The sequence below is a fragment of the Pirellulales bacterium genome (genome assembly GCA_019694435.1).
Taxonomy (GTDB): Bacteria; Planctomycetota; Planctomycetia; order Pirellulales; family JAEUIK01; genus JAIBBZ01.
This window is the reverse complement of sequence record JAIBBZ010000013.1, coordinates 20,660-43,269: the sequence shown is the minus strand read 5'-3', so window position 1 is coordinate 43,269 and position 22,610 is coordinate 20,660. Positions and strand designations below refer to the sequence as shown.

The window sequence follows — 22,610 nt, the reverse complement described above, 5'->3', positions numbered from 1 at the left end:
GAACCGCAGCAGCTCGGAGCGGGCTCACAAGCCGGAGCGCAGGCTTCGCAAGCCGGAGCGCCGCAGCAATCAGCCGGAGCGCCACAGCAATCATCAGCGTGGCAACGGCCGTGGCAACGACGACCATGGCAACGACGGCCATGGCAGCGCTTGAACAAACCACAGCAACGGCGAGCGTGGCAGCCGCCGCAATCGGCGCTGCAATCGCTACCACCGCAATCACCACTGCAGGCGTGGCAGCCACGGCAACGGAAGCCGGCGTACGCCTTGCTCGACTCGCCCATCAGGGCGAAGCCGACCATCGCGAAGAAAATCGCGATGCCGAGAATCAAAACACGATTCATGTCCAATCCCTCCTACCAAAGTCCTCAGTGCTACGTAGCAAAACCGGAAAGAACGTCTCTCTGCCGTCGTGAGTCCTAGCTTCGCGTGCCCGTTCCGCGACGGCGGCGGCGGGGCGTCTCCTTGCGGTGACCGCGTTCCCTTCACCCTCCGCGTCATCGAACAGTGCTGCCCTGGAGCCTGTACCGATTGCGCAGAGGTTGCCGGTAACGCAGACTAGGCCGGTAAGTTAGCATGCGCCAACTCGCTGTCAAGGATTACCCACACAGTCTGTAGACCATACGGGAACCAGGAAAGCTGCGTGGCGCATACCGCCACCGATTCTCGAACAACGCTAGGCCACGATCAACGCAGCGAGCGGCTGCCTGCGGCAAAAAAACACCACCCACGTACAAGTTGGGTGGTCAACAGTCGCGATGTGCGACCGGCACGCACATCGTCGAACCCCAAGCAGGTAGATAATTTGCGCGAATTGGCAGCCGGATGTGCGCGGCTCGACTGCGCAATTTTGCGCCGGCTGCCAGTCGAAAAAAAGTTACTGACGCCGAGGGCCCGGGGCAGGCTGCTGCGCTTGGCGCGGAGTCGCCGCCGGGGCTGCCGGACGCTGCGCTGCGACTTTTTCACCTGGCGCCTGTTTCTGCGCCGGCGGGGCAGCACTCGCCGGAACCTGGGTGGCGGGCGTACCCTCGCTCGTCCCTTGCGAACCGGCCGTTGCCCGGCGTTCGATCTCCTGCGCCACCAGTTCCTGCTTGCGGATCATGTCTTCGGGGTCTTCGAAGTTGAGGAACAGCGGCGGCTCCCCGGGGAACAAGACGGCCGCCATGCCGGCGACGCGCCAACCCTCTTCCTCCAAGCGCACCATCCAGACGATGTTGTCGGTGTGGGGCTGGCCCGATTCATCGACGTCGGTCCAACGGCAAGCGACGTGAGCGCCGTCATCGGCGACCATTTCAACCTCGCCGACCTCGAACGAAGCCGTATCGCTACCCGGCGGCGCGACCGCCAGCTCGTGCTTCTTGGTCATCTCGCGCGCGACCGGCGTGAGCAAAGCCTCGGCGGTCTGGTCGTCGCCCGTTTTGACGGCCTGCAGAAACTTGCGCACCGCGTCTTGCGGAGCGCCCGCCGGTTTCGCGGATGCGGTCGTCGGCGAGTCCGACTTGGTACAACCGGTCCCAACCACGGCGATCAACAACGTCAGGCCGACCAGCGGCTGCAAGCAGCGCATCGCTCGAATCTCCTTCCCTGGAGTGCGCGGACCGCTCGCGGCAGGCGAGTCCCCAGCCTGGTTACGATCCGCACTGGGCCGCAGAGTCTGGCAAGAAGGCCGAGGACGGTCAAGACGAGCCCACTGTACGCTTCGAGCGACGCTAGCTGCTGGCGGCGTTTCGCGCGGCGCGATCAGCCGGCGCCAACTCCCCGATCGAAGGCCTCTTGATCGCGCAGATAGAGCGTCAGGGTCGCGTCGAACGTGGCCGCCGAAATCTTCCAGGCCGGCTGTTCATCGGTGTACAGGTTGCAATGCGCCACCAGCACCCGGTGCAGCAGCTTGAACAAGTGGCGCGGTACCCGCAACCGGCGCAGCGCTTCGATCAGCCGCGTCTCGCTCACCGAGGCGTCGAACAGCTCGCGGAGCTTGGGCGAGCGACCTTCGGCCGCACAGGCCTGTAGCCGGGCATTGGCCACGTCGTAGAGCGCTTCGCCCGTCCAATCGAGCGACGGCACCATGTTCTGCTTGTCGAGTCGGGCCCGCTGAAAGAATGCCGCGTCTTCGCGCTGGATGTGGTACGACAATTCGATCGGCAACAGCAGCTTGAAGCCGACGCCCGGGTGCTTGAGAAACTTGTTGTCCAGCAGCGGCCACAGCAGCGACCGCATTTGCTCCGGAGCCCCGTTGATCAGGTGCGGCTCGTCGACCCGGTCGATCAACACGATCGCGCCGCTGTAGCCGGCCCCGCGCAGGATCGTCAGGAATTTGTTGAGCAACTCGTAGCGATCGTCCGTCCGCCCCATCGTCGGCAGCGGCTGGCCGGACAGTTCTTCCGCCGTGAACTTCATCAAGTGGCGGCGCAGCCCGTTGACCTCGCGATTGATCACCCGGAGCTGCCGGGCAATGGCTCGCGCCTGCCACCAGCGCCGCCAGGCGCCCCACGCCCAGGGTATCCAGCCCGCCAGCGCGATCAGATACGGCCAGGGCGTCGACAGCCAGTCCCATTGATCGCGCAGCACTGTGATGGCGGCGACCAGCAACACCGCGGCCAGGCCCAGCGCGACGCGCCATTTGCTGCGCCAGGTTGAGAAGCGCAATTGGTGTCGGAGCCTGCGCCAGCGGCTCGGCGACGGTTCGTCGAGCGATTGATCGTACAGGCTGGCCAGCAACATCAGGTCGCGCGACTGTAGCCGCGTGAGCCGATGCGCAGCGGGGCTGGTGCCGGGGGGCGGGTCGAGCAATCGGTCGATCAGCCGGGTCACGCCGAGCGACAAGATCGCGTCCATGTGATCCCAGAGCTTCCACTCTTGCAGCAGGCGATCGGTGCGGCGCTGGCGCGCCGGCAACTTACTGCTGAAGCGATCAAGGAACGGATTGAAGTCGTCGTACTCGATCACGAACACCCGGCGATCCGGATGCTCAGCGTTGTATTGCTCGAGGTGCTTGACCACCTGCAGCCGCAACGCCGTTTTGCCCGCGCCTTTCTCGCCGAACACGATGGCCGTCGAAGGCTCGGACGGATCGCCGTAGATCTTGTCCCAGGCCGGATGGTGGGTGCTCAGGATGCAATGCTGTTTGAAGACCTGATCGGTCTGGGCATCCTCATCCGTAAACGGGTGAATGACGATGCCGTGATGCTCGAGAAATCGCTGCGTCTTCATCGGCGTGCCCAGGGAGCGGACGATCGAGAGGACGGTTACTTCGCGCTCTTGGCGCCGGTGAGCATCTGCCGGAAGGCTTGCTCTTGCTCGGTCACCGTCTTCTGCGGGCCATAGAACTTCAGAAAGACGAGACCTTGCTTGGTCGCGACGATGGCACCCAGCATGCGGTAATCGGGCCGTTCGACGCCCGGCAATCGCGGAGCCGGGCGGTCCAGATAGGTGCCCGAGATATCGACCCATTCGACGTCGCAGCCGGCGGCTTTGAGCTTTTCACGCTTGGCCCGGTCGGCCGTGGCGCTGCCATCGGGCTGGGTGAATTGGCCGTACCACCGCTCGATGTTGGCCTCGATCGAGCCGCCGGCCGCCATCACGGTCATGCGTCCTGGCAGCTTGTCGCCTTCGGCCGGCTTGATGGAGAACTCGTGAGCGATGATTTGCGACGCCGGCTGCTTGCGGGTCCAGGTGTCCGGAGCCAGCAGCGTGAGCTGGCCCAGGTCGATCGTGCCTGGGGCATCGTCGGCGGCAAACCCCGGGGCCGCGCCCAGGGCGGCCAGGGCCAGGGCCAAGGTCACGATGGACGGCCGGGAATGAACGCGCATCGCACGTCTCCTGTCAGAGGCTTCGAGTTGAGACAGCGGACAACCACCCACGAAGAATTGCCATGAGCAAGTGGGCAGGAAAAGTCTAGCGGTGCCGTCGAGTTGGGGGTAGGCGCCCCGGACGGGGAAACACACCAGGGCAGCGATTCACTGCCGCACCACGATTCACTGGCGCACCACGACCCAGATCAACACCGGCACCAGCACCAGTAGCGCCACGACCAATGCCGTGACCACGGCGACGTTGCGACCCTTCTGGCGATCCTTGCGCCTGCGCCGGCTCGCATGCGGCGCCACTTCACCGATTTCAACTTCTACCGAGACTTCTTCCGTCAGCTCCGGCGCGGCGGGGGGGGGTGGCGCGACCGGGGCCGGCGGCGTCGACGCGACGGGCGGCGGCGCTGGCGGCCGGGGCGCGCTATTCGACAGTGCGGCGATCACCGAATTCGCCGTGCGCCATTGGGGCCACCCTTCGCGCCACACCAGCGCGTCGCCGGCCACGCGGCCTTCTTGCAGCCAGGTGCGAAACACCGTCGCCGGGGCAGGTCCGAACTGGCTCCCGTCCGCCGCGCGCACATACCACATTGACAGGTCGCTTTCCGTCCCCGGCACGGTGTTGCCCGTCGCCAGGGGCGGCTGAGCCGCGGCAGGCAGCTTGGTCGAACCAACGCTCGACGGCGGCAACGCGATCTCGTCAACCAGGACGCTCGTCTCCGGGTCATCGGCGAAGACGCCGGTGCCCCCTGTTTCGGCCGCGGCGGCCCCGCGCGACGGCGAAGCCCCCTCACCGACCGATTCGAGCGGCACGATGAATTTCACGCCGCATTGCGGGCAGACGCAGCGTTTTCCCGCCAGAAAACTCTTGAGATTCAGGCGGTGCTGGTTCGGGCAATAGCAGCGAATACCCATTGGCCTCGACCTATGCCTGTTCGGCGGACGGCGCCGCGGCGCCAGGATCGGGCGTATGCGGCAATTGCAAGGTGTGCGCCGGGACCATCTGCATCTTGTCCGGGTCCCAGCCCATGACCTGACTGGTGCGCCAGGATTCGTTGGCCATGTTCACCGCGACCACACCGGCCAGCCCCAATGCGACGGGGCAGTTCAAGGGCGCCCCATCGCGCAGGTGCTGCTGCAAATTGGTGTGATGAAGTCGGATGTCCTCGCCGCCGGTCTTCTGGTGCGTGGCCAGCACCTTGTCGTCCTTGTCCTTGGCCACCCAGCCCGACGGGGTGAAATACAGCGTGCCGCGGTAGCCGCGGATCAGGTGATCGATACCGACGCGGTTGCTCATGGTGCCCAGGACGTAGACCGTCATCCCGCGCCCATACTCGCAGATCATTTCGAAGTTATCCGGCAAGTCGCGGCCATCGGGCCATTGCCAGATTCCACCCATGCCGACCACGCGGCGCGGATAGACCAGGTTGCACGCCTTCATGATGCGCGTGATGCGGTGAATGAACAGGTCGGTGCAGATGCCGCCGGAATAGGCCGAGTAGTTCCGCCACTCGAAATAGTGATGTGGGTTCCAAGCGACTTGCGGGGCCACGCCGAGCCATGCGTCCCAATCGAGATCGGCCGGCTTGGCCAGGTTGGGGTCGAGGTCGGGATCGCGCCATGGACCCTGCTTGTCGTAGCGCCGAACGTATTCGATTTGTGCCTGGACGACCTGGCCGATCACCCCTTCGGCGATCGCCTGCGCGGCCGAACTATAGCTGTCGTCGCTCATTGCCTGCACACCGACCTGCAGCGGGCGACCAGTCTTCTTCTGCGCGGCCACCACTTCGAGCGCCTGTGGGATCGAGTGGGTCATCGGCTTTTCGCAATAGACGGCCTTGCCCGACTCGAGCGCGTCGATCGTCATCCGGCTGTGCCAGTGCTCTGGCGTGGCGATCGTAACGTAGTCGATGTCTTTGCGATCGAGGAGCTGGCGATAGTCGGTCAGCGGGGCACCACCGACTTTCTTGGCGCCCGCCTCGGCACGCGTCTGCCAACAATCGGCCACAGCCACAGCCTCGAGATTGTTGGACTCCTTGAGGCTGTTGATGGCGTCCATGTGCGCGTTGGCCATCCCGCCTGCGCCGATGAAGCCGATCCGCAACCGCTCGTTGGCGCCAGCGATCTGGGCGTAGCTGCGGGCTGTCCATGCCAATGTCCCGGTCACGGCACCTGCGGCCAAAAAGTCACGGCGGTCGATGGTATGGTCGGACATCAAGCGGTTCCTCGGTGGCTGGACGCGTCAAAGCTTCCTGGCCCTGGTTTTTTGCCGGACGGCACAACCGGTCAGGAGAACGCCTCTAAGACTAGTGGCTCCGGTCGCGTCGCTCAAGCGGCGACGATGCCCGAACTACTGACGGCCACAGACTTTCCGCAGCGGCTGACTTTACCCTCGCCGACCGCGGGGCTAAAATCCACGGCTCAGTCACATTGGTCCTACTTGGGGAGCACGGCCATGCGTTTCCTGGCGAGCTGTCTGGCGGTTGCATCTCTCCTGCCCTCGGCGATCGCCGGGGCCTGGGAAGCATCGCAGCTCAAGGGCGAATACATCGAATCGCGAACGTGTGACGTGTACACGGGCCCGTGTTTCGCCAATGCCGAAGTGGGGCTCACCGGTTCCGAGGCACTTCGGGCCTGGAGCATCGAGCAGGGTCAATTCGATGGCGTCGATCTGTCGGGACTGCGGGTAGCCGTGGCAACGAAGGCCGAGAGCACCTTGAGCTTCGGCGGCCCCCAGGTGGACATGGGCGTGATTCGCTCGGTGGTATACGTGGACCAACGCGCCGACGCACAGCAGCAACAAGCGCTCGTCGATTTCGTCAAGCGGCACGGCGGTCCGGCCGTCGGTACGGTGGTGGCCGTCGAGGCCAAGCCGATCGACATGGCGCTGGATCACCTGGAAATGGTCGGGCGCTTGCAGGTGGGCCGAATTGCCGAACTCGAAACACGTAAGCTCGGCAAAGCCGACTGTGTGTGCACCAACGAGATGATCTACTACCCACCGCTCGCCGCGGTCGACAATTCGGAAGCGGCCTACACGGTCGAAGGCCGGTTCGACGGGCGGGGGTTGGGCGTCAAGTGGAACAACCGCAGCAGCCGTAGCGCTTTCCTGGCGACGTTTTGTTACTAGCATGCCCTGACAGTTACTCGCGCGCCTGGGTCCTAGAAAGTTCGTCGCGGAACTTGCACACGAGCTTGCTCGAAGTCATCGTTGAAGAACCCGGCCGGCATGGATCGCGCGATCTCTGCCGGCTGTTTTGTTTCAGTTCGCGCCCCGAACGGCGCCGCCGCTCGACCGGGCACCGGCAGCACAGCGCTCCGAATATTTGCAGTTGATCAGACCCTCACTCGAAACGGAGAGAGCAGCACATGGCTCGTACGGGATGGATGGTTCTTGCGGCATTGGCCTGGTCGGCCGCGTCCGTCGCGGCGGAATACGAAGTCGGCGCGAACACCGAAAAATTGCCGGCCGGAGCAGTGTCGGACGAAATTGCCGGGCAGCTTGCCGATGCGGGCTGGGCGGTCAAGACGAAGAAGAAGGTCGCCGTCGAATTCTGGCCGCACAAACAGTGGACCGCCAAAGAGGGCTTCGAGGCCTCGGCCGAAGTGTTGTACCCATTCGAGGTCGGTCAACTGCTCGGCGTGATGCGCTACGATCGCGAAGGGACCGATTTCCGCGGGCAGACGATCAAGCCGGGCGTGTACACCGTGCGCTATGCGCAGCAACCGGTCGACGGCAATCACGTGGGCACTTCGGACACGCGCGACTTCTTGTTGCTCTTGCCGGTCGAGGACGACAAGTCGGGCGAAAAGCTTGCCGAAGAGGAGCTCTGGGAGACCAGCGCCAAGGTCGCGGAGTCGACGCACCCGACCATGCTCTGCCTGCTGGCGAGCACGGAAGCAGGCGGCGACGCGCCGGCGATCGTGCACGACGAAGACCGCGAACTGTGGAGCGTGCGGTTTGCCAACGCGGCAATCGCCGGCGGCAAAGTCGCACCGCTGACCTTGACCCTGGTCGTTGTTGGCCAGGCGGCCGAGTGAGCCTCTGATGTCCTGTCGCGTACTGCTTCGACTTTGCTATCGCATGCTGTCGGCCGCGGCGATGTGCCTGGCGCTCGCCGTGGCGCCCAGTTGCGCCTCGGCGCAGAACCCCACGGCGACGGACAACGCTAGCGCCGTTGCAGCGGAGCCGGCTGCGGCCTTTGAGGTCGTCGCGCTGCGCGGCCGCGTCGTTTGGATGGGCGAAGCGCTCAAGCGACGCTTCGGCATCGAGTCGGATCCGGACGCCGCGCAAACACAAGCCGCGCTGGAGACCACCGACGGCCAGGTGCTGCCCCTGGTCAAAGATGCCCGCGGGCGGGGGTTCTGGCTCGATGGGCGGATTCGCGACCGCGACCTCGAACTGCTGGTGCGACGCTACCGCGGCACGCCCGCTCTCAAGATCATTCGCGTCTACGCTTTCGAAGACGGCGAGAAATACGAGCTCGATTACTGGTGCGACATCTGCTCGATTCCGATGTACGAGCTCAAGCCTTGCGAATGCTGTCAGGGGGAGACCCGGATCCGTCTACGCAAGATCGACGACAAAAACCAGCCATGAACTGGCCGTTAGCCGGGGCGATCCGTTCGGTTTATTTGGGTTCTAGTGATCGGGGAGCCGCCTCGAGCGGCTTCGAGTGTCGAACAGGGCTTTCCAAGGGGTGTTTTGGCTGCAGATTGCTTGTGTGCCCCCCAGCGGGAAGCTATACCTGCTCAAGGACGCAGGTGGCGTTGTAAGTTGGCCAGCCACAGCGTTTAAGTTACCCGCTGGCGCCTTCGAGGCGGGTGTGTGGGGGCCAAGGGACCGCGGGGCGGCTAGGCTCGGTGCTTTGGGGGATGCGTACGATGGGCGAGACTGACCGCCATGGACCGATTGAGATCGCCGTTGTCGGTGACCTGACCGAGAACGAAGGTGCGATCAGCGACAAGCTGCTCGACATCCCCCCTGGCGGGGAGTGCATTCTGTTCATTGATTCGCCTGGCGGCAGCCCCTATTGCGCGCTTTCGCTGATGGCCATGATCCGCATGCGCGACATTCGGGCCACCGGTGTCGTCACGGGCGAATGCTCTTCGGCCGCTCTGTGGCCGTTTGCCGCTTGTTCGCGCCGAATCGTCATGCCGTGGAGCGTGTTGCTGTTCCACCCGATGAAATGGCAGAGCGAGGAGCACGTCGGCCTGGCCGAGGCCGCTGAATGGGCCCGGCATTTCGGGCAGCTCGAGACCGAAATGGATCGCTTGCTCGCCGAGTTGTTCAACGTGCCGTACGAGCAGATGGAAAAGTGGATCAATCCTGGCCGTTATGTCTCGGGCCGGGAAATGGCGGACGCAGGCCTGGCCGAGTTGCACCAGCTCAGGCCGATTTCGATGCCGACCCGCAATGGCGCCGCGGCCAAGCCGCGCCGCGGGGCGCCAGCAAAGTCCTAAGCCGATTGGTTCCGCCAACGCGGGTCCGCGCCGCCTTCGGCTGGAAAACCCCGGGCGGTGCTGTCAGCGCTCGATCCGGCCCTCCTGGGTGCAATTGATCTTGGGAGCGGCATTTCTCCGCCGTTAGCATGCCGCGGGGATACTGCGCACTCCTAACAAGGTCTCTGGATGCCGCCACGCTGGATTGGCTGCTTTGCGATCGTCGCCTGCACGATCTGCGGCGGTTGCGGCCCCCGGGCCGAGGCCCAGCGTTATGCGCGGCTGGTCGTCGAACAGTACGGCGGTCTGCACGGGCTCGAGACGACGCCCAACCCGCGACTGCGCGCCGAGTTTGCCCGCGTGATTCGCGAAGGCGGCACGCCACGGTTGCTGTGCCGGCCCGGGATACCCGACGCCGAGAACGCCGCCTCCGTGCTCGCCGGGCTATTCGAACTCCAGCACGTTGACGCCCGACTCGACGAAACGGCTGCCTTGCTGCCGCCGGGGCCCTTGAATCTGGGGCCGATCGACCTGGCGCGCGTCGAGAGCTTGCTCAAGCGTCATGCGGCCGTGCACCGCGTCTGGCGCACCGCCTGGCAGCGGCCGCAATGCGAGTTTGGCCTGTTGCATACGGCCGGTGCATTTGCCGATGTTTCGTTCATCAGCCAGATACGCGCCGGGGCACGACTGGAACTGCTGCAGGGTCTCGTGCATGCGGACCAGGACCGCCTCGACAAGGCCATCGAGAGCATTGGCTATTTATTCCGCGCGGCTGCTGCATTGGCGGCCGAGCGCCACGTCGTGGCCCGGCTCGAGGCGGCCGAATTGCGCGACGAGACTTTGCGCCTCGTCGAGCACGTTGTCCAGCATCGCGCGGCGACGTCCGAACAGCTGGGCCTGTTGCGCGATTGGCTCGGCAAGCAACTCGCCGCGTGGACGCCCGACGCCGAGGCTTGGATCGGCGATCGCGCCTTGGGGATGCACAGCTACGAGGTCATTCGCGGCGGCGAGCTGCTGAAGCTGCTGACCGAAAGCGACCTGGCGCTGTTGGCCGAGCGGCGCGAGTTGGAGCATTTTCCGCAGGCTGCGCTCAAGCAGCTCGACGAGGACGAGCGTTTCTATCTGGAAGCGATGCGCGTGTTGATCGGCGCTTGTCGACAGCCGTACTTCGCGCGCGAGGCCGCCTTCAAGGCCTTGCAAACGCGTCTCACCCAGCTCGAACGCACGCCCCAGTACCCGCTGGTCGCCGCACGGTTGCTGCTGCCAGGCATAGAAGAGGCGCAGCGCCTGCAGGCGCGCGATCGTGCCGCGTGCGTGGCCTGGCATGTGACGCTCGCGGCCGCGGTCGCCGGAGCGCCGGTCGAGCCGTCGCCGACCGATCGGCTCAACCCGCTGTCGGGTCAACCGTGGTGCGTGACGAGCACCGGCGGGCAAGCGTACATCGACGCGATCGGCGCACCGCTCGATCCGTGGCCTCGCCCTGTGGTCGTTCCCCTGCATCCGGCGTCCGCCGCCGCCACCGCCACGCGGCCGCCGCCGCAGCGGAAATAACCACGGCAACCTACCCGCGAAAATCCGTGTGGCAGCGATCGCAGGCTTGATTGGCGCGGCTGACCGCACTTTGCGCCGCGGCCGGATCATCCTGTTCGACGGCCGCGACGAGCTCGCGAACGCGCTCGGCCAGATCCTGGGCAAACTTCAGATACTGTTCGTCGTCGGCAAATTCGTAACTGGAGTCCTGAATCACGGCCGTCAACACCGCCAGTAACCGGGCCTCGTGTAACACCTTGTCGCGTTGACGCTTGAACTCCCCCGCATCGGCGGTCCAGACATCGAGCCGGCCGCGCTGCGATTCTTCCATGCGGGCCATCAGCGGGGCCCGGTCGCTGACTTTGGCCCAGCCGCCGTCCGGCATGCTCGGAGCCGCATCGCCCGCGGGCGCGTCGCCGCGCACCATCTCAGCCAACTCGGCGGACCGGGCCTTGGCTTCCTTGTACGAGCCGTCGGTGCCAACCTTACAATTGAGCGCCACGTGCGCGAGTTGATCGCGCAGCCCCGCGGCGACGCCGCGCCAGCGCACTTCGCCGTCGTACTGGGCAACCACGCCCAACAGCATGGCCAGGAGGCTGAAGCTGGTGCGGGCCTGTCGATAGTTGCCTGACTTGAACTTGCTCGGCGATTTGACCGCCTCGGCCACGAGCGCGACCTGCGCCTTGATCTCGTCTTCGAGGTTGTCGCGCGCGATCAGCGCCGCCCAATGCGCCCCCGAACCGGGCGCGGGCGGATTCTCGCCGGCCGCGCCTGTCGTGCCGGGCTCAGGCGTCGCTGGCTCGGCCGTTGCTACAGGCGATGCTTGATCGGCTACGACCGGCCTGCCTGGCTCGCCGGGGCCCAAATGCTCGCGGACGTCGGTAAAGAACCGGTCGCGAACCGCCGCATCGAACTTTGGCCGCGGCGCCAGCGCCTTCGCGGCCCGGCCAACCTTGCGAGGTGTGGCCGGCTGCTGGCCCCAAACGGGTGCGAGGCATCCAGCAATCAAAAGCAACAGCAGCGGCGGCGCCGCAAGCTTGGTCCAACCCATCGAGACACTCGCCATGCCCAGACAAGAAACCTGTATCCGGATTATGTCCGGTGCCGCCCAGATGAACAAACCGCTTTCGGGCGACGGCATACGCGCCGCCGGCTCGAAGCTAGCCGAAGATGCGGTCGCGGCGGGCCTTGTTCCAGGCCAGTTTTTCGGCCCGGCTCATCTTGGCGAAATCGGGCTCGGCGTTGTCCGCTGAGGGAACGCTCTCGGCCGGAGCAGCCTTCGGAGGACAGGCACATTTCGTGGCCGAGCCGCCTCCGCACCCACAGCCGCCGGCGGGCTTCGTTGCGGGGCTCTCACTTCCGGCGACCGGAATCGCCGCGGGCACCGTAACGCTCGAGCTGCCGTAGCTCATCACGCCGGTTTGCAGCACCTGATCCTCCGCCAGGCTGCGATGCGGACGCAATCCCAGCTTGCCCAATACGGCGTGGTACGCCTTGACCGCCTCCTCGGGCGTGATGACGCGATCGGTGATCAGCCGGAGAAACTCGACGAACGCCAATTGCGATTCGGCACCGTTGATCTTGCGGCCGAACAAGGCCACACGAGCGCCGTATTTCTGCGCCTCGGCGATCAGCTTGAACGCGTCGTAGGTCGTGCCGGCCGCGCCGCCTAAGATGCCCACGACCAGGTGCGGGTCGTAAGCGCACAGCTCTTCCATGGCCTTGGGACCGTGGTAGACGACCTTTAAGAACGTCGGACGGCCGGCCGCCGCCACGCCGGCGAGCGTGCGGGCAATGGCGTCGTTAACGAAGGCCGGCACTTCCGCAGGCGTCAACCCCTGCGGCGCGTTCGGATCGAACACCTCGAGGAAATGCCGAAAGCCGACTCGCTCGGCCTCGAGGCGAAAGGCGCGATAGGCTTCGAGGGCCGTGAGGTCTTCGTCGAGACGGTTGTTGAACGTGATGCTGTAGAGCCCCAGGTTGGCGCCCTTCGATCGCTCCTCGGGCGTGCAGCCGAGATGGCCACACTGGATGTGGTCGAGCGAGGCCGTGCGGAACGGCCGCGAAGGCTCGGCAATGTACTGGTTGCCGCGCAGGACGAAGATGTCGGTCGTGTCGTTGGCCCGCGCCGCGGGCGTCACGTGGCTCTCGGCAAAGAGTTGCTCGGCGACGGCCAGTTGTGCGCACGTGCTGGTCGACATCAACATGATATCGACAAGGCCTTGCCGCACGATTTCGCGGATTTGCTCGCGATACTCGGGCAACGTGCGAAAACGCGTCTCGCCGGCATGCATCTCCGGCGAGCGGCCCGGCGAGCCGATGCCGAACGCCATGTCGGCATCCTTCGCGTCGGCCAGGATGAAGTCCCGGGCGCCGGACGGATCGGCATGAATGTTCCGCAGTTTGCGGTCGAGCGATTTTTCGACCAGGGCCATGGTTGATCCTTACCTTCGCTTGCTGACCGCTCAGCGCGTGGCGCGCACGCGGGCCAGGACGGTGTCGAGGGTTTGCTTGAGCACTTGCCCGCTGCGCTTGAGCGCCTGCATTTCCTTGGGCCACAACTCGAGCTCGTGAATTCCCAGTGCGCCCTTGCGTCCCACGACGGTCGGCACGCTCAGGGCGACGTCGCGAATGCCGTAGGCGCCCTGTTGCACCGTCGAGACGGGCAGGATGCGGCGGCTGTCTTGTCCGATCGCCGCAATGACGTCGCGAATCGCCAGTCCGACCGCGAAGCCGGCGCCGCCTTTTTTCTTGATGACTTCGGCGCCGGAACCCTTTGTGCGCTCGAACAGCTCGCTCGCCAGGTTCGGATTCCAGCCGGGAAATTTTTCCAGCGGCAGTCCGGCCACCGCGGCGCTCGACCAGACCGGCACCATGCTGTCGCCGTGTTCGCCCAAGATCAGCGCGTTGACTTGCGTCGGCGGGACCTGCATCCGCGCTGCGATCAGGCTGCGGAATCGAACGGTGTCGAGCACGGTCCCCAGGCCAATCACCTGCGCCGGCGGCAATTCGAGCAGCTCGGCGGCCAGGTATGTGAGCACGTCGACGGGATTCGAAACCACGACGACGATTGCGTTCTTACAATGCCCCGCCTGGCGCACCTGGCTCAGGATGCCGACGAACAGATCGACATTGCGGTTGATCAGGTCGAGCCGGCTTTCGTCCGGCTTGCGGCGCAGACCCGCCGTAATGCAGATCACGCTGGAATCGGGGATTTCGTCGTAGCCACCCGCAGTAATCCGCTGATCGGCCGTCGTCGACGAGCCGTGCAGCAAATCGAGCGCCTGACCTCCGACCAGGTCGGCGTTCACGTCGAGCAGCGCGAGGTGGCTACCGACCCCGGCCGCCTGCAGCGCAAACGCCGTGCACGAACCGACCAATCCGCCGCCGCCAATGATGCTGATTTTCATTGCCAAGAGAAATTTCTAAGAGTCCGCGAGTTGCCAGAAGCGGTGATTAGCGACTGGCCAAAGCCGCCATGACGCGGTCGGTGATGGTTTGGACGAGGGCCTCGGTGTCGACGCCGGCGATCGGCGCCGGGACCGGGGCGGCATTCGCCGCCGGAGGACTGGCCGCGGCACCCGGCGCCATCAGCGGGGCCGCCTCGAAGGCGCGTTGTTCGACGCCCGTCTCGGTCCAGCTATTGCGGAACACGTCGTTCGCGCAGATGTCGCAGTTCTCCATGCCCTTCTCGAGCCGGGCGTCGGGAAAGCCCCACTTGGCCTTCAGTTCGAGCAGCTCGCGGGCCTCTTGCTGATTGAAGTAGTTAATCTTGCCCAGGTCGCGGGCGAGCATCAGGATGCGGCAGTAGGCGTCGAGGATTTCGGTCCACCAATAGGCGCGCTCGACGTTCTCGCCGTAGCTGACCGTGCCGTGGTTGGCCAGGATCATGATGTTCGTCTTCTCGACGAACGGCAGCACCGTGTCGGCAAACTTCTGTCCGCCGGGGGTCTCGTACTTCGTGATCGGTACGTCGCCGAGAAACACTTCGACCTCGGGTAGCACGCATTGCGGAATAGCCTGCCGGGCCACGGCAAACGCCGTCGCATGGGGCGGGTGGCAATGCACAACGCTTTTCACCTCGGGCCGTTTCTTCATGATCGCCAGGTGCAAGAGCACTTCGCTGGTGCGCTTGCGGCGGCCCGAAAGCTGGTTGCCTTCCAGGTCGACCGAGCAGATGTCGTCGGGCTTCATAAAGCCTTTGCAGATCATCGTCGGGGTGCAGAGCACTTCGTTGTCGCTGATCCGAATCGAGATATTGCCGTCGTTGGCCGCGGCAAATCCCTTGGAATACAGCCGGCGACCAATCTCGCAAATGTCTTGCTTGAGGGCGTGAATGTTCATCGGAAACAGAGCTCCAGGCGGGGTTAGCGTTATGCGGGGCGGACGAGGTCGACGGCGTCGAGCACGGCCGCGTTGTAGGCATCGATCGGTTTGTCGTCGGGATAAAACGGCTGGACGGCCTCGCCGCCCTCGGTGAACGCGATCAGGGCACCGACACCGGCTGCCAATTCGTCGTAGACCACCAGCGCCTCGGCCCGTGGTTCTTGGCTGCCCTGCAAGTTTTCGAGCGACAGCGGCACCACCAGGCGAAACCGCGCGCCGGTCAGGCTGGGATGGCTACGGCCTAGCGTTACGGTGCCAATTACCTCGCCGATGGTCATCGGCCGATCTCCTTAACCGTCAAATCAGTCAAATCTAGCTCGCGGCCGCCGCCGCCAAGGCGCGGCCGTAGGGTTCTAAACAGCGATACGGGGCCCCCAGGCAGAACTGTTGGACCAGCAATTTCACCTGGTGCGGTCGCACGGTTTGCAAATCGACCACCAGCAGGTTGGCTCCCACGGCCGCGCAGCCGCGTCGCAGGCCCGCCTCATCGGCCGGCGCCATGGCCCGGACGCCCGCGTGCCGATTGGTCAGGCACAAGGCGGCGGCAGCCTGGTCGGTCAGCAACACGCCCAGATCGCCACCGCGGGCCACGCGATCCGCCATTTCTCGGGCGACCGTCACCAGCCCGCACGAAGCCAGCGCCTCAACTTCGCGAGGCAGCTTGCGCAAATCGCGGATCAGGGCCGAGGCGTCGAATTTCGTTTCGGCGACGGCGACGGTCACTCGTTGTGTCGATTTCGCCGCCGCCGGAGCCGGGACCGCGGAGGCGCGAACGAGGGCGACACCGCGCTGGCGCAACAGGTCGCGTGCGGCCGGCGTGATCACGGCGCGGGGAGCCACCTGCAAGGTGCGCGCGGAACCCAGGTGCTCGGCAAGCTGCCGCAGCGTGATCACACGCTCGTCGAGCACCAGCGTCAACAGATCCGGGGCAACGGCGGCGGTGGACGGTGTTTGACTGGCCGCAGCCGGCGCGAGACGCACCAGCACCTCGCGCACGATGCGATCGACCAGTTCGGGCGAGAGCCCGACTGCTGCGCCGTTCGTGGTTTCGGTCGATGGCGTCACCGCAAGTCACCAGGCAGTTCTATCGTCCGTCAACAATTCCCAGCACGGTCCAACGGACCGGGCTGGTCGGGTCGCCGATCAGGTCTCGGGCGCTCTTGCCGTCGTTGGACAGCAGGACCAGCTCTGCGCGCCCCGCGCCAAGCGTATCGATAGCCAATTGCGGGTCGCCGTCGGGCGATTGCCCGTCGGCCCGCAACGGCTGCACGACCAGCAGCTTCCAGCCCTGCATCGTGCGATGCTTGACCGTCGAGATGGCCGTGCCGACAACGCGTCCGAGTTGCATCATTCTGTCCCGCCGGTCTGAGGCTACTTGCCGATGATTCGCAGGTCGTCGACCAGCGTGCAGCGGCGCTCGCGGGTAAACGTCAGCGGGGTGGTCACGCCTTCGCCGGTGGGCGTGGCGATCGAAAACGACAGGTAGCCTTCGCCACCGAGACCCAAGGCCGTCATCGAAGCGCCGTTCTTGACGAACAGCGTCGTGTCCATCTCGCGGCCCATGCGGGTCATGTTCCGCACGTTGTTCGAATGAATGATGCTCGTGTGGCGATAGCCGTGCTCGTAGTGCTTGGCCTTGGCGATCGCCTCGTCGACGTTCTTGACGCGCACGATGGGAACGAACGGCATCATCTGTTCGACGGTCACAAAGGGGTTGTGCTCGTCGGTTTCGCCGAACAGCAGTTCGGTATTGGGCAGCACGGTCTTGCCGATGCCCCGCGCCAGAACCGCCGCGTCCTGCCCGAGGAAATCCTTACACGGTACGTCGTGCTTGTGAGCGCCCTCGCCCGCGGTCGTGATGGCGACCTTGGTCAGCGCGTCGACCTCGCGGGCACACAGCGCCGCCGTGCCGGGCCGTTCCATCGCCTTCATAAAGTCGTTGAACACGCTGGCCACGACGAAGACTTCCTTCTCGGCGATGCACAGCAGGTTGTTGTCGTAGGCGGCACCCCGCTGGATGCTGCGCGCCGCGCGGTCCAGGTCGGCCGTTTCGTCGACCACGACCGGCGGATTGCCCGGCCCGGCGACGATGGCCCGCTTACCGCTGTTCATGGCAGCCCGGGCTACGGCCGGCCCCCCGGTGACGCAGATCAACCGGATGCCGCGGTGCTTGAAGACCTGTTCGGCTGTATCGAGCGTCGGCTCGGCGATCACGCAGATCAGATTGTCGATGCCGAGGTCGGCATGAATGGCTTCGTTAAACCGTCGCACGCCTTCGGCCGCGACGCGCTTGCCGCTGGGGTGCGGGTTCACGACCAGCGTATTGCCCGAGGCGATCATGCTGACGGCGTTGCCGGTGATCGTGGGCAGCGAATGAGTGACCGGCGTAATGGCCCCGATGACGCCGAAGGGGGCATGCTCGATCACGGCCAGGCCGTGGTCACCGCTGAACACCTCGCTGCGCATGAATTCAACGCCGGGGGTTCGCTCGCCGAGCGTCTTGAGTTTCTCGATCTTGTGTTCCAGACGGCCGATCTTCGTCTCGTTCATTTCCATCGTGCCGAGCTCGACGCTCTGCTCGATGGAAATCCGGCGAATGTGATCGATGATCCGGCGGCGATCTTCGATCGTGCGTTCCGACAGCCGGTCGAAGGCCTCGGTCGCGGCCGCCACGGCCTCGTCGACCGTTTGAAACACGCCGTGACGCCCCTGGTAGCCGCGCGACACCGCGGCCGGCGCGGTGGCCACCATCTGGGCGAGGACTTCTTGCACCACACTGCGAATCAGGCTTTCAGTCGTTTGCATGGCTCGCTGGATTTCGTTTTTCTCAGGTGGGAATGCGGGAGGATGTCAGGTGCGGGACGTGCGGCCCTCAATCGCCGCGACGATAGACGCAGTCGCTGGCGACGTGCACCGTGTCGACGATGCCGATAATGGCCGCGTCGACGGGCAAGGGTTTTGTTTCGGGAGTCATGCGGGCACTCGAGCCCTGGACAATCAGCACGTAATCCCCCGTGCCGGCGCCGACCGTATCGACCGCCACGAACGTCCGACCTGTCGCTTTCAGCGCGGCGCGGTTTTGTTCGTCGACGCGATAGGGCTCGACCGTCAACAGTTTCTGGCCGACCATCGCCGCGACCTTTTGCGTGGCGACGACGTGTCCGGTGACTTTGGCGACGAACATGCTTTAGCCTTGCAAGAGTTCCTTGACCTGCCGGGCCACGACCAACTCTTCATTGGTGGGCACGACCCAGATTTGCGCGCGGCTCTCGGCGGCATCGATCCGTGCCTCGCCGCGCGCCGTCTCGTTCTTGGCCTCGTCGAGCACGATGCCCAGTTCGGCCAGGTTCCGGCACACCTGGCGGCGGACGTTGATGCCGTTTTCACCGATGCCCCCGGTGAACACGATCGCGTCGGCGCCGCCCAGCTCGACGAGATAGGCGCCCAGGTAATGCCGAACCGAGCCCATGAACACGTCGAGCGCGACTTGAGCCCGCGTGTCGCCCTGGGCGGCCGCGGCTTCGAGGTCGCGAACGTCGCCGCTCGTGCCGCTCAAGCCCAGCAGCCCGCTGTGCTCGGCCAGCTCGACCAGCAGCTCATCCAGACGCTTGCCGGTCCGCTCCAGCAGCACCGGCAAGGCGAACACGTCGAAATCGCCCACGCGGTTGTTGTGCGGCAACCCGGTCTGCGGGCTCATGCCCAGGCTGTTGGCCTGGCTCTGCCCGCCCCGAATCGCGCACAGCGACGCCGAACCTCCCAAATGGCACGACACGATCCGCGCATCGCTGCGCCCGAGCAGTTCGGCCATCCGCGTGGCGATGTAGCGGTGGCTGGCACCATGAAAGCCCCACCGCTGCACCTGGAACGCATCGGCCCACTCCCAGGGAATCGCGTAGTAGCGATTGGCCGCGGGAATGGTCTGATGAAAGCCCGTCTCGAAAGCCGCGACGAGCGGCATCTCCGGCAGCCGCTCGCTGAGAATCCGCATGGCCCGGACGTACGGCGGATTGTGCGCCGGCGCGACCGTCGCCATCGCCTCCATCGCGGCCAGCACCTCGGGCGTCACGCGCTGCACGCCGCTGAATCGCCCGCCGTGCACGGCCTTGAAGCCGATCGCGGCCACTTCGCCCGGATCGCGCAGGCAGCCGTGCCGCGGATCGGTCAACTGCTCCAAGCAGCGGCGGACCGCCACGGCATGATCAGGCACCGGCCCCACCGCTTCCTCGCGGTGGCCGCCGATGTCGACGAACGACTTGCTTTCGGCGGCACCGATGCGTTCGGTTCCGCCGCGCGCAAGCTGGCGCTCGTCGGCCATGTCGAAGAGCCGGTACTTGAAGCTCGTCGAACCGAGATTGGCAACCAGGACTTTCATCGCTTCCCACTCCGGGGAAAGGGCACAGCCCGCGAGGGCCGCGACAACTCCGTTTAGCCGATATAAGCCTGCACCAGACCGGCCGAGGGGCGCGGAATGACGTGGCTGGCGATCAGGTCGCCGATCTGGGCCGCGGTGGCGGCACCCGCTTCGACTGCCGCACGCACGCTGCCGACGTCGCCGCGCACGATCGTGGTCACATACGCGCCGCCGATCTGCACTTGCTTGACGATCTGCACGTTGGCGGCCTTGGCCATCACGTCGGTCGCCTCGATCAGAGCCACGAGGCCCTTGGTTTCCACCAATCCAATCGCGTTATCCATCGAATTTGCCTTTGCTTGAGAGCGAAAATGATCAGGAGAGGGGTCGGGTTCGGCAGGCCGCGAGGCGTCAGTCGCCCGACGACTTGGCCGTCAGTGGCAGCACGACGTTCAGGTCTTCGTGCGGGCGCGGAATCACCTGCACCGCGACGATCTCGCCGATCCGGCCGCCGGCCGCTGCGCCGGCATCGGTGGCCGCTTTAACTGCGGCGACGTCGCCGGTCACGAACGCGGTCACCAGGCCGCTACCGATCTTGGTCCAGCCGAGAAACTCGACGTTGGCCGCCTTCATCATTGCGTCGCTGGCCTCGACCAAGGTGATGAACCCCTTGGCCTCGATCATGCCCAGCGCTTCCATCGACTTTGCCATAACGAATACTCCGGAAACGAAACGGGAACGAACACGATCAAGACACCACCGCGGGTGTCGCTACGAACATCGATCAGTCCTGTGGGATCAACTCGACCGAGGTGGCGTGGTCGAGATCGGCCGCGTTGCCTTCGTCGGTGTCGAGATGCACTTCCAGCTTGCTCGCGGCGTCAGCCCTGACGAGCAGATCTCGCAGCACCACGGCGCACGACGACTCGATCCGCAAACTCATCCGGTCGCCGTTTTTCACGCCGTATTGCTCGGCGTCGGCCAGGCTCATATGCACGTGCCGCTCGGCGCGAATCACGCCTTGTTTCAATTCGACGACTCCCGCGGGCCCCACGAGCACGCAGCCCGGGGTGCCTTCGATCTTGCCGCTGGCGCGCGTCGGCAGATCGATGCCCAAGGAGATGCCGTCGGTGAAGGCCAGCTCGACCTGACTGGCCGGCCGCGTCGGGCCGAGGATGCGCACGCTGGGCAGCATCCGCCGGCGAGGGCCCACCACCATCACGGTCTCTTCCGCCGCGTAGAAGCCGTCCTGGTAGAGCGGCTTCATTGGCGTGAGCGTACGGCCGGGGCCAAACAAGATTTCGACGTGCTCGTCGGTCAAATGCACGTGTCGCGCCGACACGCTGACGACGAGCTTGGAACGCGGCGCAGTGCCTTGCCCGCGCAGGACGATTTCGCGGACGATGCGCTCGACCACGTTGCGGTCGAGTGACGGGAAATTCATCGTGGCGGTGCTCATCGCTCGCTGCGCTCGGTGGGGTTGGTTAGGCGTTATCCGTGGAACCGGCCACGACGACTTGCACGCCCGCGGCCAGCAGGCGGCTGCGCCAGTCCTCGGTGATCTCGTTGTCCACAACCAGGCGCGTGACGGCACTGAGCTCGCACAGGTGGGCCAGGCTTTGGCGCCCGAATTTCGTGCTGTCGGCCACGACGATGATTTCGTCCGCGGCCCGCAGCATCGCGCGTTCGGTTTCGACCAGGAGCAGGTTGCTGTTGTAGTAGCCGCGCTCGGTGATGCCCGCGACGCTCAGCACGGTCCGCCGCACGCCGACATGGCTCAGCATGTCGTTCGCATACGGCCCCAGCGTCACGCCGGTGCGCGGGTAGACGTATCCGCCGACGAGCACCAGGTCGGTGGTCGCATTGGCGGCGAACAGGTTGGCCACGGGGAGGCTGTTGGTCACCACTTGCAGCGGCCGGCCGACCAGCAGCCGGGCCACCTCGTAGGTTGTCGTGCCGCCGTCGAGCAGCACCGTGTCGCCATCGGCGATCAGCCGCACAGCCGCTTGGGCGATGCGTTGCTTCTTGTCCCACTCTGCCGGCTGGCGCTCCTCGAAATGCGGGAGCTTGGGCGAGCTGCCGGCGTAGAACACACCGCCGTGGGTTCGCTTCGCAGCCCCGGACTCCTCGAGGTAATCGAGGTCGCGGCGGATGGTCGACTCGGAAACCTGCAACACTTCGGCCAATTCCGGCAGCGAGGCAAAGCCTCGCGTGCGCACCAATTCCAAGAGCCGGCTTCTTCGTTCTTCCGCCAAGACCACGGTTGGCACCATCCTGCGCAACTTATCCTGATCAACTTCTGCCGATTATCGCCGCAGAATGGCTGTGTTCAATCAGATTTTTGAAATAAATCTGCCATTTCTGTGCGCACGAGTGGTTATGTAGCGTCACTTTCTTCCACAATCGATCGCAAGGCCTTGGCAGAATAGGCTTTGCGCAAAGACACCCGAACCGTATCGGTCAGGCTAAACAGCCAAGATGCGCACTTTACGGCCTTCGAGCCGCAGACGGCCCGCCGCGTAAAGGCGCAAGGCTTCCGGATAGGCTGCGCATTCGGCCTCGAAGACCCGGGCGGCGAGCGACGCCGGGGTGTCGTTATCGAGCACCGGGACGGCCTGCTGCAGGATGATGGGGCCGTGATCGTACTGGTCGTCGACGAAATGCACCGTGCAGCCGCTCAGCTTCGCGCCGTAGGCCAGCACAGCTTCGTGCACGTAGTGCCCATAGAAGCCCGGCCCGCAGAACGCCGGGATCAGCGCTGGATGGATGTTCATCACGCGACCGCGATAGTCGGCCGGGATCTCCACCAGCTTCAAGAACCCGCCCATCACCACGAGATCGACTTGGGCTGCGCGGCAGCGATCGAAGATCGCCGCGCTGAACTCGGCGACCCCGGAAAAACTGCGGCGCTCGACGACGTGGGCAGGCATGCCGGCGCTGGCCGCGATTTGCAATCCGCCGGCCTGCGGATTGCTCGAAACGACTGTCTCGACCGAAGCGTCGAGACGTCCTGCGGCAATCTCGGCCAGCAGGTTGCGCAGCGTGGTGCCTCCACCCGAGATCAGCACAGCCAAGCGTAAGGGCGATCGCTGCATGAG

26 protein-coding genes are annotated in these 22,610 nt (G+C 65.2%); 6 read left to right on the top strand and 20 right to left on the bottom strand.

The genetic code is table 11. The features are described from left to right. The first annotated feature begins 98 nt into the window (after positions 1-98). A complete protein-coding gene (locus K1X74_11790; GenBank protein ID MBX7167004.1) occupies positions 99-416 on the top strand; it encodes a hypothetical protein in 318 nt (105 codons plus the stop codon). A 461-nt stretch (positions 417-877) separates the two neighbouring features. On the opposite strand, the gene K1X74_11785 is transcribed toward K1X74_11790, so the two are convergent. From K1X74_11785 to K1X74_11765, 5 genes are all read right to left on the bottom strand, one after another. Next, positions 878-1,567 carry a nuclear transport factor 2 family protein gene (locus K1X74_11785; GenBank protein ID MBX7167003.1) on the bottom strand — a complete coding sequence of 230 codons (690 nt, stop codon included), beginning with the start codon at positions 1,565-1,567 and terminating at the stop codon, positions 878-880. Between the two features lie 173 nt (positions 1,568-1,740). Continuing rightward, entirely contained in the window at positions 1,741-3,210 is a 1,470-nt protein-coding gene (locus K1X74_11780) for a hypothetical protein (protein MBX7167002.1), read from the bottom strand. Between the two features lie 35 nt (positions 3,211-3,245). Continuing rightward, positions 3,246-3,809 (bottom strand): hypothetical protein, encoded by a 564-nt coding sequence (locus tag K1X74_11775; protein ID MBX7167001.1) that lies wholly within the window; start codon positions 3,807-3,809, stop codon positions 3,246-3,248. A gap of 165 nt (positions 3,810-3,974) precedes the next feature. Further along, on the bottom strand, positions 3,975-4,718 hold the full coding sequence (locus K1X74_11770; GenBank protein MBX7167000.1) for a DUF4339 domain-containing protein: 744 nt from the start codon (positions 4,716-4,718) through the stop codon (positions 3,975-3,977). A gap of 10 nt (positions 4,719-4,728) precedes the next feature. Beyond that, entirely contained in the window at positions 4,729-6,018 is a 1,290-nt protein-coding gene (locus K1X74_11765) for a Gfo/Idh/MocA family oxidoreductase (GenBank protein MBX7166999.1), read from the bottom strand. Positions 6,019-6,258: 240 nt separating this feature from the next. On the opposite strand from K1X74_11765, the gene K1X74_11760 reads away from it, so the two are divergent. The 5 genes from K1X74_11760 (at position 6,259) to K1X74_11740 (ending at position 10,796) form a co-directional block, all read left to right on the top strand. Then, entirely contained in the window at positions 6,259-6,933 is a 675-nt protein-coding gene (locus K1X74_11760) for a DUF1326 domain-containing protein (GenBank protein MBX7166998.1), read from the top strand. Positions 6,934-7,172: 239 nt separating this feature from the next. Beyond that, a complete protein-coding gene (locus tag K1X74_11755; GenBank protein ID MBX7166997.1) occupies positions 7,173-7,844 on the top strand; it encodes a hypothetical protein in 672 nt (223 codons plus the stop codon). Positions 7,845-7,851: 7 nt separating this feature from the next. Then, a complete protein-coding gene (locus K1X74_11750) occupies positions 7,852-8,403 on the top strand; it encodes a hypothetical protein (GenBank protein MBX7166996.1) in 552 nt (183 codons plus the stop codon). Positions 8,404-8,687: 284 nt separating this feature from the next. After that, a complete protein-coding gene (locus K1X74_11745; protein MBX7166995.1) occupies positions 8,688-9,266 on the top strand; it encodes an ATP-dependent Clp protease proteolytic subunit in 579 nt (192 codons plus the stop codon). 168 nt (positions 9,267-9,434) lie between these two features. Next, positions 9,435-10,796 (top strand): hypothetical protein, encoded by a 1,362-nt coding sequence (locus tag K1X74_11740; protein MBX7166994.1) that lies wholly within the window; start codon positions 9,435-9,437, stop codon positions 10,794-10,796. Positions 10,797-10,806: 10 nt separating this feature from the next. Here K1X74_11740 and K1X74_11735 read toward each other — a convergent pair whose 3' ends face one another. From K1X74_11735 to purN, 15 genes are all read right to left on the bottom strand, one after another. Further along, the gene (locus K1X74_11735; protein ID MBX7166993.1) at positions 10,807-11,826 is read right to left on the bottom strand and encodes a cytochrome c; all 1,020 of its coding nucleotides are present in this window, start codon (positions 11,824-11,826) and stop codon (positions 10,807-10,809) included. A gap of 109 nt (positions 11,827-11,935) precedes the next feature. After that, the gene (locus K1X74_11730; GenBank protein ID MBX7166992.1) at positions 11,936-13,210 is read right to left on the bottom strand and encodes a hypothetical protein; all 1,275 of its coding nucleotides are present in this window, start codon (positions 13,208-13,210) and stop codon (positions 11,936-11,938) included. A gap of 30 nt (positions 13,211-13,240) precedes the next feature. Then, entirely contained in the window at positions 13,241-14,185 is a 945-nt protein-coding gene (locus K1X74_11725; GenBank protein ID MBX7166991.1) for a lactate/malate dehydrogenase family protein, read from the bottom strand. A gap of 46 nt (positions 14,186-14,231) precedes the next feature. Then, entirely contained in the window at positions 14,232-15,119 is an 888-nt protein-coding gene (locus tag K1X74_11720; protein MBX7166990.1) for a class II aldolase/adducin family protein, read from the bottom strand. A 29-nt stretch (positions 15,120-15,148) separates the two neighbouring features. Then, entirely contained in the window at positions 15,149-15,439 is a 291-nt protein-coding gene (locus K1X74_11715; protein MBX7166989.1) for a carbon dioxide concentrating mechanism protein CcmL, read from the bottom strand. Between the two features lie 34 nt (positions 15,440-15,473). Then, entirely contained in the window at positions 15,474-16,226 is a 753-nt protein-coding gene (locus K1X74_11710; GenBank protein MBX7166988.1) for a hypothetical protein, read from the bottom strand. A gap of 19 nt (positions 16,227-16,245) precedes the next feature. After that, positions 16,246-16,509: a EutN/CcmL family microcompartment protein gene (locus tag K1X74_11705; protein MBX7166987.1), complete on the bottom strand. Its 264-nt coding sequence runs from the start codon at positions 16,507-16,509 to the stop codon at positions 16,246-16,248. A 23-nt stretch (positions 16,510-16,532) separates the two neighbouring features. Beyond that, positions 16,533-17,966 (bottom strand): aldehyde dehydrogenase EutE, encoded by a 1,434-nt coding sequence (locus K1X74_11700; GenBank protein MBX7166986.1) that lies wholly within the window; start codon positions 17,964-17,966, stop codon positions 16,533-16,535. Positions 17,967-18,033: 67 nt separating this feature from the next. Beyond that, positions 18,034-18,345, bottom strand: a complete 312-nt coding sequence (locus K1X74_11695) for a EutN/CcmL family microcompartment protein (protein MBX7166985.1) — start codon at positions 18,343-18,345, stop codon at positions 18,034-18,036. A 3-nt stretch (positions 18,346-18,348) separates the two neighbouring features. Next, positions 18,349-19,533 (bottom strand): acetate/propionate family kinase, encoded by a 1,185-nt coding sequence (locus K1X74_11690; GenBank protein ID MBX7166984.1) that lies wholly within the window; start codon positions 19,531-19,533, stop codon positions 18,349-18,351. Positions 19,534-19,586: 53 nt separating this feature from the next. After that, complete coding sequence (locus tag K1X74_11685) at positions 19,587-19,856, bottom strand: BMC domain-containing protein (protein ID MBX7166983.1); 270 nt, start codon at positions 19,854-19,856, stop codon at positions 19,587-19,589. A 67-nt stretch (positions 19,857-19,923) separates the two neighbouring features. Then, complete coding sequence (locus K1X74_11680) at positions 19,924-20,223, bottom strand: BMC domain-containing protein (GenBank protein MBX7166982.1); 300 nt, start codon at positions 20,221-20,223, stop codon at positions 19,924-19,926. 73 nt (positions 20,224-20,296) lie between these two features. Further along, positions 20,297-20,956, bottom strand: a complete 660-nt coding sequence (locus K1X74_11675) for a phosphate propanoyltransferase (protein ID MBX7166981.1) — start codon at positions 20,954-20,956, stop codon at positions 20,297-20,299. 40 nt (positions 20,957-20,996) lie between these two features. Further along, complete coding sequence (locus tag K1X74_11670; GenBank protein ID MBX7166980.1) at positions 20,997-21,785, bottom strand: DeoR/GlpR family DNA-binding transcription regulator; 789 nt, start codon at positions 21,783-21,785, stop codon at positions 20,997-20,999. Between the two features lie 192 nt (positions 21,786-21,977). Beyond that, positions 21,978-22,607: a phosphoribosylglycinamide formyltransferase gene (gene purN / locus K1X74_11665; protein ID MBX7166979.1), complete on the bottom strand. Its 630-nt coding sequence runs from the start codon at positions 22,605-22,607 to the stop codon at positions 21,978-21,980. Between the last annotated feature and the right edge of the window lie 3 nt (positions 22,608-22,610).